This window comes from Agrobacterium sp. T29, from assembly GCF_006970545.1.
In the GTDB taxonomy this organism is placed as follows: Bacteria; Pseudomonadota; Alphaproteobacteria; order Rhizobiales; family Rhizobiaceae; genus Agrobacterium; species Agrobacterium leguminum.
Genome location: NZ_CP040641.1, coordinates 1292469 through 1308137 on the forward strand (window position 1 = coordinate 1292469; position 15669 = coordinate 1308137).

Here is a 15669-nt window from a genome sequence, read left to right on the forward strand (position 1 = left end):
AGATTTCGTCCACGCGTAAATTCACGAAATCTGTCTTTTCACCCCAGTATTCGCCGCGGGTGCAAACATCGCATCCCGCAGCCTCCTCAGCCGCACCGCTATCGGCATTCTTAAGTGCCCCAGCACGGCAGGATCCCTAATCGTGGTCTTCAAGGCGCCGAGTACCGAGCGGCTCTTGATGTTTTCCACCAATGTCAAAAAATTATGCGCCAGCCGCAGGCTGCGGGCTCTCGCCTGCTGCGCATCCATGGCGGCGGGCAGCAAAGTGTAATGGCTCAGGAATTCCTGATCCGCCCGCATCATCGCTTCGACGTGGTGCAGTTCGAGCACGCGCGAAATCGAGCCTTCGCGGATATTGTAGATGTAGCCCGGCTTCGGTTCGATGACGCAAAGACCGCCGGCGGCGAGCGCCGAGGCGAGCAGGATATAATCCTCGCCAATGCGGATATCCTCGCGGAAGCGCAGTCCCTCGACATTGAGGAAATCGCGCCGGAACATCGGTTTCATGTAGCCGAAATTGAAGGTGGCGCGGAAAAGAATGTTGGAGGAAATGAAGTCCTCGAGCGTGAGAACCGGCCGTTCCTCCAGAAATTCTTCCGGAAACATCGTCTCCATGGGCCTGCCGTCGGTATAGACGACATCGAGATTATCGACCGCAATCGCCGCATTGGCGGCTTCCGCCCGGCACATCATGCAGGCGGAACGCTCGGGGCGGATGACATCGTCGGAATCGAGCACGGCGATCCAGCGTCCGGTCGCGGCTTCGATACCGGCATTGCGCGCACCGCCCGGACCGAGATTTTCGGCAAGAGCAAGCAGGCGGACGCGTGGGTCGATGATGGCGATACCTTCCACGAGCGCAATGGTGTCATCGGCGGAACGGTCGTCGACGACGATCACTTCCAGCGTCACACCCTGCTGGTCGAGTGCGCTTTGAATGGCGGCTTCGATTGTATCGGCGGCATTATAGGCGGCGATGACGAAGCTGATATCGGGCGGCGAGGCAAGGTTTTCCATCAGGTCGCCTCCACCGCGCCATACTGGCGGATTTCGCGCACGCCGAAGGCGCCACTCATCGAGCCCATATGCAGTGCGCCACGCAGCGCATAACGGTTGCGGCGCACGGCGTTGAAACCGTTCAAGGCGGCGAAGACGGCGCAATACAGCACTTTCGATCCCGCTTTCAGCACCTGCACCACGCGGCGTATACCGGGTTTCCTGTCAGCCAGCACGCGGCCATGGGTCTGGCCGGAACGGAAGCGGCGTTTGGCAAGCCACATGAAGCTTGCGCGATTTTCCGGCACCGGTTCGGACAGCATGGCATCTTCCGTAAAAACGATGCGGCCGCCGGCGGCGTGAAGATGCGAGAAGAAATGCGTGTCTTCGCCGCCGCTCTGGCCGAGCGCCAGCGCGAAGCGCCGACCCTTCACCGAGGGCGCATCCATCTTGAGCAATGTGTTGCAGGTATAACCGGTGATGATCTCGCCATTGACCCAGACCGGAACGGTCGAGTGGAAATCGCCGCGTTTCATCCAGCCCGGCGCATTGTCCCGGTAAACCGCCGTCACCGGGCCGAGAACGGCTTCCGCACCGGTTTCATCGGCCTTTTCCAGAAGGGCGCAGAGCCAATGCGGCGGGGCGGTCTCGTCATCATCGATGAAGGCCAGATAATCCGCCTTGCATTCCGACAGGCAGGCATTGCGGGCAATCGAAATATTCGATTTCGGGCAATGGACATAGGTGATCTCGAAGGGCGCGGTGTCGCGCAGGCGATCGACGCTTGCCTTGGCGCTTGGCTCCTCGTCATTGTCGGCAACAATCAGCCGAACTGTCACGCCTTCCGGCACATCCAGCTCGAAGAGTGACAGAAGTGTGGCGACGAGTGCCGGACGTCTGTAGGTGCAGATGCCGATATCGACGGTTTTCGAATCATCTGTGCGGGTGACGGTGTTGTCGGTCATGAGACAGCCTTTCTTCCCCGGAATTTCAGGAGTTCCAGCCAGAAGCCGGTGGACCAGGCCAGATGCATCACCATTGCCGAAAAGGCGGCGAGCGGGCCGTATGGGTTTTTCTGACCTATTGCCATCCACAAGCCATAACCCACACATGCGGCGATCCAGAGGCCGAGCGGAATAAGTGCCGCCCAATGGATGAGCGACAGCAGGGCGAGGATGAAAACCGGCAGCACGGCGAGCGGGATCATCTGGCGGATTTTCGGGATAGAGCGATGTTTCAGGAGGTTCTTCGCCCGGCCGCGGCCATAGGCAAGATATTGCCTGAAAAGCGGCATGACGCTTGCACGCGGATAATAGGTCATGCGGGTCTTGTCGGTCATCCAGATGCGGAAACCGGATTTGCGCAGGCGGAAATCCAGCTCGGCATCCTCATTATGGCTGAAGCTTTCATCATAACCGCCGACCGCATCGAAAGCGGCGATCCGCATCAGCGCGTGGTGACCATGGTCGATCCAGTGGCCTTTGGCACCTTCGCGGTGCTTGGAGCCGCCATTGCCGAGCTTGGAATTCTGGGCGATGGCCGTCGCCTTCTGAAACAGGCCGTGGCCGACGGTATCCATGGCGACGACGACGGAATCCGCGCCGGTGCGCTCCGCATCCTCGATCAGCCGCTGGCAATAATCGTCGGGATAATCGCCATGGGCGTCGATGCGGATGAGGTAGTCGAAATCCTCGCCGAAGGTGGCGACGGCAAGGTTGATGCCGGCGCTCTGGATGCGCTTCGGATTGGCGAGAAGCGTCACGCGGTCATCCGCCGCCGCAAAGGCGGTAACGATATCGCGGGTTCCATCCGTGCTGCCGCCATCGGCAACCACGATGCGGAAAAGACGCCCCTGCATCGCGCCGGTGAATTTGACAAGCAGCCCCTCAATCGTCTTCGCCTCATTGAGGCAGGGAATGACGATCAGCGTTCTGATGCCGGAATGACCAAGACCTTCCATGATTTGCCCCCTACGCACTACACGGGTGAAAACTGCGCTTCGCGGGCATGGCCGGAAGCGGATTTGGCGAGAGAGGACAATTGCTGCACCAGCAGACGGCAATCGTCGCGGTCGGTCAGCCATTGTTTCCTGTCGAGTGTCGAGAGGGTGTTGAAAGCGTCCGCATAGGTTTGCGGGTTCATCCGGTTAAACAGCGCGGCGAGATCGTCAGCGCCCGCATGTTGCAGGACGAAGCCGATATCGCGCTTTTCGATGAAGCGGGCGGTTTCCGTGCCGGCAAGCGCAATCGGCAGGGTGCCATAAAGGCAGCCCTCGTAAAGCCGGTTGGGCAGCAGCCAGCTGGAATTCTGGCCCTCCTCGAAAAAGTCTATCGCCCAGGTGAATTGCACCTCGTTATAGATGGCGGCAAGGTCTTCGGGGTTCTTGTAAGGCCCATGGAAATGCACATGCGGGGCAGCGGCTACGAAGCCGTCGAAATCGGCAAATTCCGAATAGGCCGGCCGGCCGCGCAGGATGATTTCGACCCTGCCTTCCATTCGACGGGCAAATTCGGCAAGGATGTCCAGCGATTTGCGGCAACGAAGCGCACCGAACCAGCCGATTTTCCACGGTTCGCCGGGGGCGGGCGCGCGTGGCTGCGGCGTGGCGGCAACGGTGGCGTCGAGCGCCAGAACCTTGTTTTCCTGCAACAGGACGGGAAGGTCGAGGCCAGACACGGGCTTGAAATAATGCTCCACGAAAGCCGGGGAACTCGTCACCAGCAGCTTGGCGTCGCGTGCGAAATAACGCTGCGCGGCATTCAGCATCTGTCCGGGCTTGCCCGTGTTGAGAAGCAGGCGGTGAATGTCGAGACATTCATAAACCAGCGCCGGTTGCCCGGCATAGATCGACATGGCCCGCTTTGCCAGAGCGAGCATTTCCAGATTTCTGGCAAGAATGACATCAGGGGCGGGAATGCCGTTCAGGGTTTTGCCCAGCGAGAGACTGGCTTTCGCCACCGCCGCCATGCGCTGCAGAAACTGCCCGTCGGCGGTTTCCCCGAGCACGACGGGTAAGACGCCTTCAATCTCCGCCAGTCGGTTCTGTCCGCGCCGGAAGCCCGCCAGCGTCACCCGCGCCCCACCCGCAAGCAGGGTCAGCACCCGCCGACGAATGGCGGGGTCCGACAGATCATGCGCGAGATATAGAACATGGGTCATGCAAGGGTCCGGTTGGTTCATGCGTCAGAGACGCCGCGGATGACGGTTTGGTTCAAAAAAATCAGTTGAGGGCGCAGGCAATGGATTCCGGGTACTGGCATTTGTCGCCGAGCGCCGTGAAGGCAAACCGGTCGACGATCATTTGCGTTGCGCCGGAATAGGAGAAGGCGCCCATCCAGTCCTTCAGCGTATCGGTGCCCCACAGACTGAAGAAAATCTTCTGGGCATTTTGGGGAATTTTCGACTCATCCGTCACTTCATGGACGAGCTTGCCGTTGACGTAATAACGCAGGCGCTGGGGCTCCCAGACGAAGGCATAATCGTTGAAGCCGGCATCGGCGCCGCCTTCCACCGGCACCAGCTTCTCATTGCCGCCCTTGGCGGAAATATACTGGTTGAGCTGCACCTTGCCCGTGTTCTTGCCCAGAACCTCGAAGTCGATTTCATCGTGCGGCTTCTTGTCGGTCGGGCCGATATAGGTGAAGAAGGCGGAGTTGAGGCCCGAGCCGGTGGCGGCCTTCATGCGTGCTTCATAGGTGCCGTAGCGATAACGCCCCTTGGTCTGGATTTCACCGCAGGCGAATTTGCGGTCTCCGGCCTTGGCTTCTTCGAAACCGAGTGTCAGCTGGCCGTTTTCCACCGTCGCCAGTTTCTTCGACCAGGTGCAGTTCTGATGCGCGCCATTGTTCCAGCCGTCGGAAACGTACCAGAAGCTTCTGTCCATGGAATCGAAGTTCTCGATGAAGGATGCGCCATTGCCTTCCTGGGCCTGGCCGGGCGTCGCAAAGGGGGCGGCCAGAAGGGCCGCGGCGAGAAGAATGCGTGTCTGAACGCGGGTGACAAATGTTGTCATTGGTTCACCTCTGTCGTTGCGAATAAAGCGTTTCGGATGTCGGCGGGCCGATCATGGCGGCCCGTTTTGCCGCAAAATCGGCCTTCGTCTTGCCTTTGCCGCTGCGGCTTCCGGTCAGCACGGCATAGACGGCCGGCAGGTATTTGCGGGTCTGGGCATTGCTGACCACCAGAATGACGAAGGCGGAAAGCGTCGCGCTGATATAGAAGGCGGGATAGAAATCCGGCCCGCCCTTGTTCCACACCATCCACATGATGACGAGGAGCGGATAATGGGCGCAGAAAATCCAGAAGCTCAGGCTGCCGGTTTCGGCAAGCCGCTGACCAAGCCGGCTGCGGATCAACAGCGCAGAAGACGCCCAGAAACCGAGCGCGCCGAAGACGGCAAGCAGATTGCGCGACATGTTGAGCCAGAAGGTGAATTCCGGGCCGGTGAAATAAAGTCCCGTCGCCAATATGGCCGAGGCGGCAAAGGTCAGCGCCATGATCGGCACGGCATAGGGGTCGAGCGCCTTGACGTCGATACGATGAAGCGCGAGTGCAATGCCGAGCGAGAAGCTGAAAAGTATGGATTTCTTCTGGACGATGAAAATCGTCAGGTCTGGCATGGCGGTGATGAAGAGCAGGATGGCGAGCGTCGGCAGGGCGAAACGGCGCATCAGAAAGGCGAGCACCGGCGACAGCAGGATGCAGACGAAAAGGTCGCGCAGGAAATAAAGCGGCACGTTCACCGGCAGCTCTTCGAGCGCCGTACCATGGCTGATGATTTCACGCGGGCTGGCATTCCACAGATCGGGGAAATACCCCACACCGACATCGAAGAGCTGGATCAGCAATACGGCCGCAAACAGCGCGCCGTTCCACAGAAGGAAGGGCAGCAGCACGGTTTTCGACTTGGAACGGATCGTCGCCGGATAATCGAAACCGCTCATGCCGCGGCGAAACAGCAGATAGCCGGAAATGGCGCTGAGACAGGGCACGCCGATGCGAAACAGCGCATCGCCCAGGAAAACCCGCAGCCAGTCGAAGAAGCCGTAAAGGCCAAGAAAAGGGCTGGTTTCGGCATCGTGCGGCACATGGACGAACACGATCCCGGAGATCAGCAATATGCGCATCAAATTGATACGGGAGGATAGGTTCTGATCGACAGTCACATCAGTCACCCCTATTGGGCGGCGTCCACCCACGCCGCGTTGCAACCAGAGCGAACTTAAGCCCGCACTGGAAAGTCTGGTTTCGACTTTGGGATAAAATGTGGCGACGCGGGAAAAACACAAGCTTAGATTTTGCGGGTGAATGTCTGGCGTTCCGGTCATTCCTGTTGCTGTAAAAATTCAAATATCTGAAATTACTGGTATTTTTCTAAGTATGGCCATCGTTTAAAATCGCCGAAGCGTGTGAAATTGTCATTTGTCGTGATGTTGCGATGCAAAAAGAGCCGCCATCCCGCCCTGCCGCGGCGAGGGAAATCACCGCGGAAAAGGCCGGTTAACGGCGGAAATGAGGCGCGTTTTTCTTCGGTTGAACTAACCTTGGGTTGCAGTATCCCGCATGCGCCGCGATTTGACCATTCCGAGAATTTTTCCGAGCAGCGCCCGCTCGGTCAGCAGGATCAGCACCGCATAGATGACGCCGCCGACGGCAGCGCCGATGAGAACCTGAAGCGTGGCATTGGGAACGCGCTCAGCCAGAACGTGAAGCAGATAACGTACCGCAACGGCCATCACCAGCGCCGCGATCATCGGCCGGCTGCTGACATAAAGGCCGCGGAAGAAGGGCGTATCGCTCGCCTTGAACACCGCCCAGGAATAGGCGACCAGCGTTACCGCATTGACGATGCAGAGCCACACCATCGCGTCAATCAGGGTGCCATAAAGCGCGGCAAGCCAGACCGCGACGGTGGTGACGATGGCGCGAATGGTCGCCGACCAGAACAGCACGCGGCCGTAACCTGCTCCCTTCAGATACGGGATGAAGGTGCTGCACGGCGTCAGAATGGCTTTGGAGAGGGCGAGCAGACCGAGGACCGGCCAGGCATAGGCCCAGTTCTGCCCGAAGATGACAAGCATGGCCGGCTCCGCCACGGCCCAGAGGCCGAACATCATCGGTGCCAGGAGCACGGTCAGCACCTGCGTACTGAACATCAGCGCATCGCGCCGGCGTTGCGGGTCGTCCATCATGCGGCTGAAGGCGGGAAACAGGACACCCATGACGGCTGACAGAACCACCTGGTTGGGAATGCTGGCAAAGCGGTTGGAGGCGGAGTAGGCGCCGGCATCGGCCAGACCCAGGTGTCGGGCAATGACCACCATCGGCGACTGAAAGGTAACGAAATTGGCGATTTCCGAGCCCATCAGCCCCGAGCTGAAGCCGAGAAGCGGCACCAGCCGGCGCGGTTTCATGACGAAGCGCGGGCAATAGCGCGAAACGGCATAAAGGCCGACAAGCCGGATGAGGGCCGCGGCAAAAAGCTGGATGATCAGCGCCCAGACGCCGAAGCCCATGAAGGCGAGCGCGACCGCAACGACGGCCGCAATGCTTTCCGACGCCATGCTCCAAAGCGCGTCCTTGCTGAAATTCATGCGCCGGGCGAGCAGCGAATAGGCGACATCGCCGGCAAGCTGCAGCGGAATGAGGAAGGCCATGATGCGTAGCAGGTAAGCGCTTTCCACTGCCCCCAGCAGCCCGCCGAAAAATTCCGCGAAGATGTAGAGGACGGCGGCCATGGTGCAGGAGATGGCGAGATTGGCCCAGAAGACGGTATGGATCGTATCCATATCCTCTTCCTTTTCGACGATGAGGGCAGAGGTCAGCCCCGCGCCGGCGATCATGGTCAGAAACTGTACAACCGTTAGTCCTACCGCCACCACCCCGAATTCCTCCGGGGAAAGCAGTCTTGCGAGAATTGGGACCGTGACAAATTTAAGCCCGAATGTCCCTGTTTTTGATAAAACGCTCCAGCCGACATTCGTGGTGATGGTCTTTACATTTGGCGCTGGGGGCATACAAGCATCCTGTTTCTGGAGGCCGGCGGGAGGAAAGCCGGTTGGGAGTTGCCGATACCATCGGGGCCGCTTTTAGGATCGGGCCCGACACTTCTTGATCAACGCAAGGGGCGAAACAATGGCAAGATTTACTGTCGTCATTCCCTACTACCAAAAGCAGCACGGTGTCTTGGGACGTGCACTCGCATCGGTTTTTGCGCAGACTTACCAGGATTTCGATCTTGTCATCGTCGATGACGAATCGCCATACCCGATCGATCAGGAACTTGCGGAACTTTCGCAGGGTGAGAAAGACCGGATTCTCGTCATTAAACAGGCCAATGCCGGCCCGGGCGGCGCCCGCAACACCGGTCTGGACAATGTGCCTGACGGCACCGACTATGTCGCCTTTCTTGATTCCGACGATATCTGGACACCCGATCATCTGCAGAATGCGGCCTTTGCGCTTCAGACCTATGGCGGCGAGTGCTACTGGGCATCCATGCAGGCAAGTGACGAATTTTATTATCATTTCGCCATTTCCGAACTGGAGAAGAATGAGGGTGCGGCAAGGCTTTCCGAGAAGCCGCTGGTGATCGAACTGCCGGATCTGGCAAGTGTGATGCTGCGCAACTGGAGCTTCCTGCATCTCTCCTGCATGGTGATCGGCCGTCCTCTTTTTGAGAAAATCCGCTTTGACCCGGCGCTTCGTCTGGCGGCGGAAGACGTGCTGTTTTTCTGCGATTCCATCCTCGCATCGAAGCGCACGCTTCTCTGTGACGACGCCGGCGCGATGCGCGGCATGGGCGTCAATATCTTCCACAGCATCGACAATACCTCGCCGGAATTCCTGCGCCAGCAGTTCAATACCTGGGTAGCGCTCGATACGCTGGAGGGACGTTTTTCACGCCGGCCGGACGATGTCGCCTCCATCGCTTCCTATAAAAACACGGCGCGCAAACAGGCGCTGTGGAGCCAGGCGGGCAATCTGAAACGGCGCAAGGCGCCCGAATTCGGGCTGCTCCTGAAATGGGCGATGCGCGATCCGGCACTGCTGCGCGCCGCTTTCGAGCTCGGTGCTGGAAAAATCGTCCGCTCCAGATGAGCGAATTCTCGCCCGCAAGAATTTATATGTTTTTTCACCCAGGAGTGACCTCATGAAACCTTACCACTGGGAATCTCATCACGGAAATTTCGGTGACGATCTCAACCTGTGGCTGTGGGATTTTCTGCTTCCGGGCCTGCGCGATGTGCATGACGACGTCATGCTCGTCGGCGTCGGCACCGTGCTGAACGACGTTCTTTTGCCCGCAAAGCAACGCAAGCTGGTGATCGGCAGCGGCTATGGTTATGGCGCGGTGCCGGATACCAGCACCGAGTTCTGGGATATTCGCTGCGTGCGCGGCGAAAAAACCGCCGCCAAACTGGGGCTCGCGCCTGAAAAGGGCATTGTCGATCCGGCCGTCATGGTCACCGAGATGCCCGATTTCAAAGGCCTGCCGAAGCTCTACAAGAAGACCTTCGTTCCGCATTGGGAATCGGCGGAATTCGGCATGTGGGAAACCGTCTGCGAACCGGCGGGACTGACCTATCTCGACCCGCGCGGCGAGGCGAAAGCGGTGATCCGCGCCATTGCCCAGTCGGAATTCATCGTGGCCGAATCCATGCATGGCGCAATTCTTGCCGATGCCTTCCGCGTGCCATGGGTCGCGGTCAGCACCTCGCCGTCGATCAACAGCTTCAAATGGAGCGACTGGGCCGGCAGCGTGGGTGTCGAATATCAGCCGCGCTATGTGCCCGTTTCAACCCGCGCCGAGGCGGCGAAAAAGGGCTCGCGCTTCTGGGGCATGAGCTTCCCGCCGCCGCCCGGCCCCGTCATTGCCGAGACCGGTTCCGTTCCGGCACATGAAGGCCCGGCGCATGAGGGCGACGTGCTGGTGCGGCCGCAGGAAACGCAGCCTCGGTCATTGCGCAAATTGGCCAAGCAGGTGCTGGCAGCACCTTCCACGCTGGCGCTCTGGCAGGCAAGCCGCGCGGAGCCGCGTCTCAGCCCGGATGGCCGGCTGGAAGAGCGCAAGGAGCGTTTCGCCGCCGTTCTGGAAACGGTGAAGCGGGATTATCTCTGAGGGTCTACATAGTCTGCAGCGGTGCTTTTTTTCGCGCCACGGATAAGGTGCAGCGGCACCTATGCGTTTGGCAAGAGCGGAGAATCCGCAGGCCGTCACCCCGGACTTGATCCGGGGTCCAGCGCGATCAAGTCATTGATCGCGAAAGACTCTTTTCACGGCGCAGACGCGCCGTAGCTGGATGCCGGATCAAGTCCGGCATGACGGAAGAGGGAAACGCGGACTTGTCGCGGTTCTTGCGGCAGTGGATCTGCCCCTACGAAACCGGCGTACCGTCCAGCAGATAACGCACATCCCGCACCGGTGGCGATTTACGGAACCGGGCGGTCTTGTCGCTCCAGATGCCGCGCGTGATGGCGGGCAGGGCGGGGAGCCGCGCAAGGGCATGGCTCAGCGCGCCGCCCATGCCCTTCTGCTTTTTCGCATCGAGAAAATGGCGAAGCTCGAATTTGGCGCGGATGTGTTTTTCATGTTCGCGCAGGATCGCCGTTTCCTCTGCCGAAAGCCGGCAGCCGGCGAGAATGGCCTTGTCCGCCTCGTATAAGCGGCGAAGATCTTCGGTGCGATGGCGGCCGCTCAGCGAGTTACCGCGCACGATCGCGCCGTAGCCGCAATGGCGGATGACCTTGTAACGCGCACCGGCGGCCAGCGCCCGCACGTAAAGCTCGTAATCTTCACCGAGCCGCAGGCCGTCATCGTAACGCAGTGCATGTTTGTCGAGAAAAGCGCGGCGTATGACCGGCTTCAGAAACCCGGTTTCCCCGCGTTCGACGCCGGGCCTGGAAATATTGCCTTCCACGAATTCCGTCAGCGACAGAAACCGCGCCTGCGGTTCGAAGCGGGCCGGCTGCATGGAGGATGCGCCGGGGACCGATTGCTGGATGAAGGCGATATTGTCGGCCACCAGATCCCAGTCGTCATCGGCCAGCATGGCGGCGAAACGGCCCCGGAAAAAGAAGTCGTCCGCATCGAGAATGCTGATGAGCGGCGCCGATGAAATCGAGATGGCGTGGTTGCGCGCAGCCGAAGGGCCTCGATTGACCTCGAATCGCACGACCCGCAGACGGCCCGTGCCGTCATCCGCCGCATGCGCCACATCGCTCGTCGTGTCGGTGGAACCATCGTCGATCACCACCACTTCGCCGACCTCTGGCTCCACAAGGGCGGAACGTATGGCGATATCGATTGTTTCGGATGCATTTTTCGCAGCGATGATGACGCAAATGGGCTGTGAACCGCTCACCATGTATTGTCCTTCTGCTTTGACCAACCGTCAGGATTTGGCCAGCAGAAAGTGTCACGGGTATGGATGCAAGCGATTTTTTTGCGACGCAATAAATGAAGCTGCGTGAAAGCTCACATATCGGTCAGTTTTGCACCGTGCGGCGGCGGGCTTTTCACGGCGTCCGCCTGCATTGCCTCGGCGCCACGATCCCGCGCGAAGGTTTCGCGCATCCGCCGCTTTTCCCGGGCGACCAGAACGAGAATCCCAATAAAATAACCGACTTGCAGAATGACCGCGCAGATGAGGGTCTGGATGAACGCCGTATAGAACGAGCCGTGGATGAAATATGTCGCAACCGCAAAGGTAAGCAATGCACCGATCATGCTGAAAAAAACACGAGGTGCATACATGGTGCTCTCCTCCCGAGAACGATTTCTCCATTTTTGACTGCGCTGCGGCATTTTTCTTCTTTGCAAGAAATATACGATGAGACAGGTGCTGTTTCAACACACATATACTTCTTCTAACGGTTGCGGCATGAAATTTCGGTAATCTTGATTGGTAAATTCCTCGGTAATCGATGACTTCCCCCAATCGGGGCTGCCTTACCAGGCGATTTCCTGCTTTTGAGAGGCGTAAAATCGTTCTCTTGCGGCCATTGTCGGCTGTCTTACGCCCTCTGCAGACTTCGTTAACCATCTCGCCTTTAAAAAGTCGGTATTGATTCCTCAGCAAGAGCAAGGTGCCCGCGTGACAACGAGTTCAGAAGTAATCGCCTTTCCGGCAAAGAACCGTATTGCCGACGTAAAAAGATGTGCAACCATGCTCGACCGGCTGCATGGTGTGGAGGCGAATGATTTCTGGCGCAGGGAGTGCCGTGAGCTGGCCGCCCGTCTGACGGCGCTCGGTTATGAGGACGCCGCCATGCGTCGCGAGGTCATGGAATTTCAAAACGCCGTGCAGGCTGAATTGTGGGCGGGCGATGCCACGCCAGAGGCACGCCGCGACAGCCATTGAGGCCTCAGCGTTTTCCATAAAAAAAGCCGGCAGGTGTCAAACCTGCCGGCTTTTTTGTTCATGCCCGTTTGATCAGGAAGCGCCGGCGCCGCGTGTGCGGGCAACGCCGTCAAGCGCGGGCTTGTATTTCGGGTCGAGCCGGGCCGCATGGCCATAGGATTTGGCGGCCTTGGCCATCTCGCCGCGACGCTCATAAACAAGCGCCTGGTTGGCCCAGGATTCCGCCACATTGCCATCCAGCGAAATGGCGTGGTTGAAATCGGCGAAGGCGTTTTCATCATCGTTCAAGGCGACATAGGAAAGGCCGCGGCCGTTATAGGGCTCCGGCGAGGTCGACGACAGCGAGATTGCCTTGGAGAAGTCCTCGATGGCCTGGGCATGCTGATTGCGCAGCTGGTAGATCAGGCCGCGATTGTGCCAGGCGCGTCCATCGGTGGTTTCAAGCTCGATGGCGCGCGAGAAATCGTTGAAGGCTTCGTTCACACGCCCGGACTGGCGGTAAAGATTGCCGCGGCCGATCAGCGCCACATCGTAGCTCGGATTGATCTGCAGGGCGGCGTTGTAGTCCTGCAGGGCCTGCTGTTGCTGCCCGGAGTTGCGATAGACCAGCGCGCGGTTGGCATAGGCCTGATAAAAGCGCGGGTTGAGCTGCAGCGCCTTGTTGAAATCCTCGATGGCGCGGCGCGAATCGCCGGCGCGGCCGTAAGCCGAGCCGCGGACGTTATAGCCTTCGGGATCCTGCGGATTGGCGTTGATGACCGAGGTGAGCGAGGCGATGTTTTCCTGCGAACCCTGGGCACGGTCGATCCTGAATACATCTTCCGTCTGGTTGGATGTCGCGCAGCCGGAAAGACCGGCAAGGACGGTACAGACGACCAGAGAAGCGCGGAACCCTCTGTTGTTTTTCAATGGCACCCGGCGCGCGGAGGCATCGGAGTTTTTCACAACACAGGCGTCGACAGCGATCATTCGGTGTGGGTTCCCTCGCAGGCCGGTCTCACGGTCGTTTTCAAGAGCGTTCTCCGGCCACAAACACAAAGAGCGGCGGCGAATTGATCGCCCCCGCCCAACAAGCATTCAAAAACGTCCAAAAGACGGCCTATTAACGGCCTGCGCGGGGGCCTGCAACCAGACCTTCGCGCTGTGCACGCTTGCGTGCCAGCTTGCGAACGCGGCGAACGGCTTCAGCCTTTTCGCGAGCGCGCTTCTGGGAGGGCTTTTCGTAGTAATCGCGCATTTTCATTTCACGGAAAATGCCTTCGCGCTGCATCTTTTTCTTCAGGGCGCGGAGCGCCTGATCAACGTTATTGTCGCGGACTAGTACCTGCACGTGAATCCCGTTCCTTTGGTTTGGTTAATTTGCTATGTGAATAAGGCATTCGCACGCAAATAAAAAATCGTTCGTTCGGCTGTCGAGCCGGGCGATTGGTGACGTGCAATAACAGATCATTTGCAGCAAGTCCAGCCGGTAGCGCATAATCACCCAGCAAAATGCGGCTTGCCCGGATTTCTGCCTGCGATGTCGAAACAAAATCATTGCGGCGTCGCAAAATGGATATTGCCTCCCATCCCGATTTGCCATGTGTATGATAAGGGCCGGAGCCATGTTTCCGGCCTCTGGCCGGTTCTTGAGGAGCAGATTGCGAATGCGCAAATATTCCGTTTTTGCCGTGGCGCGTGAGGCGCTCAGGGGTCATAAGGGGTGGGATGCGCAATGGGCCTCGCCCGAACCGCGCAAGGATTACGATGTCATCATCATCGGCGGCGGCGGCCATGGGCTGGGGGCTGCCTATTATCTTGCCAAGGAACACGGCATCACCAATGTCGCAGTTCTGGAAAAAGGCTGGCTTGGCGGCGGCAATACCGGCCGCAACACCACCATCATCCGCTCCAACTATCTCTATGAAGAGAGCATGGATATTTACGAGCATTCCCTGAAACTGTGGGAAGGCCTGAGCCAGGATCTCAATTATAACGTCATGTATTCGGCGCGCGGCGTGATGATGCTGTCGCACAATATCCATGACCGGCAGTCCTTCAGCCGCCATATCAATGCCAACCGTCTTTACGGCATCGACAATGAGTGGCTGACGCCGGAGCAGGCGAAGGCCTATTGCCCGCCACTCGATATTTCCGGCAATGCGCGGTATCCGATCAATGGCGCAGCGCTCCAGCGCCGCGGCGGCACGGCGCGCCACGATGCGGTGGCCTGGGGCTATGCCCGCGCGGCCTCCGACCGCGGCGTGCACATCATCCAGAACTGCGAGGTCACGGGCATTCGCCGTGGGCCGGACGGGGCGGTGACGGGTGTGGAGACCAATCGCGGTTTCATCGGCGCGAAGAAAATCGGCGTTTCCGCCGCCGGTCATTCCTCCGTCATCATGAAAATGGCGGATGTGCGCGTTCCGCTACATTCCAACCCGCTGCAGGCGCTGGTGTCGGAGCCGCTGAAGCCGATCTTCCCCTGCGTGGTGATGTCCAACACGGTCCACGCCTATATTTCGCAATCCGACAAGGGCGAGCTGGTCATCGGCGCGGGCACCGATCAATATAACTCCTATTCCCAGACCGGCGGCCTGCAGATCATCACCCACACGCTCGACGCGATCTGCGAGCTGTTCCCGATCTTCCGCCGCGTCAAGATGATGCGGCAATGGGGCGGCATTACCGACAACACGCCCGACCGCTCGGCGATCCAGAGCGTGACGCCGGTGCAGAATCTCTTCGTCAATTGCGGCTGGGGCACGGGCGGCTTCAAGGCGACGCCGGGTTCGGCGAACCTCTTCGCGCATCTCATCGCGCGCGGTGAACCGCATCGTCTGGCGGCGGGGCTGACGCTCGACCGATTCCGCACCGGTCGCCTGATCGATGAGGCTGCCGCTGCCGCGGTGGCGCATTGATGCTGGCGGCGGCCATGCTTGCGATCAACATGTCAGGCGCGGCCGTGGCCGTGCCCGTCGGCAGCGTCATTCCCGAGGCCAGGGATTTTCGCAGCCAGAAGATTGCGAAGATGCACGGTGAGAAAGACTGGCCTTTCGTGGCGGAAAAAGGCCTGCTTCTCTGTGCTCCGAGTCTCGCGAACAAGATGGTTTATTTTGTCGGCGAGAAGGAAGATGGCGAGCAGGATTACCCCTTCGCGATCGACACCGACATGATGGCGGTTGCCATCGTCAATATGGGCCGGGCCTCGGCGCTACGCCCTTTCGATAATTTCGAGCAGCTTTTAAAGCGGCTTTCCCCTTTCGTAGCCATGGGAAAGCGGCTGTGTGACCAACCCGCCGGAACAGCGCTTCCGGAAAATTCTCTCTAG

Annotated in this window: 16 protein-coding genes; 5 read left to right on the forward strand and 11 right to left on the reverse strand. The window is 59.3% G+C overall.

What is annotated here, in order from left to right:
- Nucleotides 1–21 precede the first annotated feature (21 nt).
- The 7 genes from FGF54_RS20945 to FGF54_RS20975 form a co-directional block, all read right to left on the reverse strand.
- Complete coding sequence (locus tag FGF54_RS20945; RefSeq protein WP_142780996.1) at nucleotides 22–1017, reverse strand: glycosyltransferase family 2 protein; 996 nt, start codon at nucleotides 1015–1017, stop codon at nucleotides 22–24.
- Complete coding sequence (locus FGF54_RS20950) at nucleotides 1017–1961, reverse strand: glycosyltransferase family 2 protein (protein WP_142780997.1); 945 nt, start codon at nucleotides 1959–1961, stop codon at nucleotides 1017–1019. Before FGF54_RS20950 ends, FGF54_RS20945 begins: the two co-directional genes overlap by 1 nt.
- Nucleotides 1958–2956, reverse strand: a complete 999-nt coding sequence (locus tag FGF54_RS20955; RefSeq protein ID WP_142780998.1) for a glycosyltransferase family 2 protein — start codon at nucleotides 2954–2956, stop codon at nucleotides 1958–1960. Before FGF54_RS20955 ends, FGF54_RS20950 begins: the two co-directional genes overlap by 4 nt.
- Nucleotides 2957–2973: 17 nt before the next feature.
- Nucleotides 2974–4155 carry a glycosyltransferase family 4 protein gene (locus FGF54_RS20960; RefSeq protein ID WP_142780999.1) on the reverse strand — a complete coding sequence of 394 codons (1182 nt, stop codon included), beginning with the start codon at nucleotides 4153–4155 and terminating at the stop codon, nucleotides 2974–2976.
- A gap of 61 nt (nucleotides 4156–4216) precedes the next feature.
- Nucleotides 4217–5008 carry a glycoside hydrolase family 16 protein gene (locus FGF54_RS20965; protein ID WP_142781000.1) on the reverse strand — a complete coding sequence of 264 codons (792 nt, stop codon included), beginning with the start codon at nucleotides 5006–5008 and terminating at the stop codon, nucleotides 4217–4219.
- Nucleotides 5009–5012: 4 nt separating this feature from the next.
- On the reverse strand, nucleotides 5013–6161 hold the full coding sequence (locus tag FGF54_RS20970; protein WP_003522134.1) for an acyltransferase: 1149 nt from the start codon (nucleotides 6159–6161) through the stop codon (nucleotides 5013–5015).
- A gap of 372 nt (nucleotides 6162–6533) precedes the next feature.
- Nucleotides 6534–8012, reverse strand: a complete 1479-nt coding sequence (locus FGF54_RS20975; protein WP_142781001.1) for a lipopolysaccharide biosynthesis protein — start codon at nucleotides 8010–8012, stop codon at nucleotides 6534–6536.
- A gap of 118 nt (nucleotides 8013–8130) precedes the next feature.
- On the opposite strand from FGF54_RS20975, the gene FGF54_RS20980 reads away from it, so the two are divergent.
- Both FGF54_RS20980 and FGF54_RS20985 read left to right on the forward strand, forming a co-directional pair.
- Nucleotides 8131–9096 carry a glycosyltransferase family A protein gene (locus tag FGF54_RS20980; RefSeq protein ID WP_059755880.1) on the forward strand — a complete coding sequence of 322 codons (966 nt, stop codon included), beginning with the start codon at nucleotides 8131–8133 and terminating at the stop codon, nucleotides 9094–9096.
- 52 nt (nucleotides 9097–9148) lie between these two features.
- Nucleotides 9149–10117: a polysaccharide pyruvyl transferase family protein gene (locus FGF54_RS20985; RefSeq protein WP_065657384.1), complete on the forward strand. Its 969-nt coding sequence runs from the start codon at nucleotides 9149–9151 to the stop codon at nucleotides 10115–10117.
- A 256-nt stretch (nucleotides 10118–10373) separates the two neighbouring features.
- Here FGF54_RS20985 and FGF54_RS20990 read toward each other — a convergent pair whose 3' ends face one another.
- The gene (locus FGF54_RS20990; RefSeq protein ID WP_142781002.1) at nucleotides 10374–11363 is read right to left on the reverse strand and encodes a glycosyltransferase family 2 protein; all 990 of its coding nucleotides are present in this window, start codon (nucleotides 11361–11363) and stop codon (nucleotides 10374–10376) included.
- Nucleotides 11364–11473: 110 nt separating this feature from the next.
- On the reverse strand, nucleotides 11474–11752 hold the full coding sequence (locus FGF54_RS20995) for an exopolysaccharide production repressor protein (RefSeq protein ID WP_080819945.1): 279 nt from the start codon (nucleotides 11750–11752) through the stop codon (nucleotides 11474–11476).
- A 340-nt stretch (nucleotides 11753–12092) separates the two neighbouring features.
- Here FGF54_RS20995 and FGF54_RS21000 point away from each other — a divergent pair, with 340 nt between their 5' ends.
- Entirely contained in the window at nucleotides 12093–12359 is a 267-nt protein-coding gene (locus FGF54_RS21000; protein ID WP_077984785.1) for a DUF6074 family protein, read from the forward strand.
- 72 nt (nucleotides 12360–12431) lie between these two features.
- Here FGF54_RS21000 and FGF54_RS21005 read toward each other — a convergent pair whose 3' ends face one another.
- The gene (locus FGF54_RS21005) at nucleotides 12432–13328 is read right to left on the reverse strand and encodes a tetratricopeptide repeat protein (RefSeq protein ID WP_142781003.1); all 897 of its coding nucleotides are present in this window, start codon (nucleotides 13326–13328) and stop codon (nucleotides 12432–12434) included.
- 133 nt (nucleotides 13329–13461) lie between these two features.
- Nucleotides 13462–13689 (reverse strand): 30S ribosomal protein S21, encoded by a 228-nt coding sequence (rpsU, locus tag FGF54_RS21010; protein WP_003508541.1) that lies wholly within the window; start codon nucleotides 13687–13689, stop codon nucleotides 13462–13464.
- A gap of 316 nt (nucleotides 13690–14005) precedes the next feature.
- Here rpsU and FGF54_RS21020 point away from each other — a divergent pair, with 316 nt between their 5' ends.
- Together FGF54_RS21020 and FGF54_RS21025 are read left to right on the forward strand one after the other, a co-directional pair.
- Nucleotides 14006–15259, forward strand: coding sequence for a sarcosine oxidase subunit beta family protein (locus FGF54_RS21020; RefSeq protein WP_059756984.1), 1254 nt, complete (start codon nucleotides 14006–14008; stop codon nucleotides 15257–15259).
- Entirely contained in the window at nucleotides 15259–15669 is a 411-nt protein-coding gene (locus tag FGF54_RS21025) for a hypothetical protein (protein WP_168208206.1), read from the forward strand. Before FGF54_RS21020 ends, FGF54_RS21025 begins: the two co-directional genes overlap by 1 nt.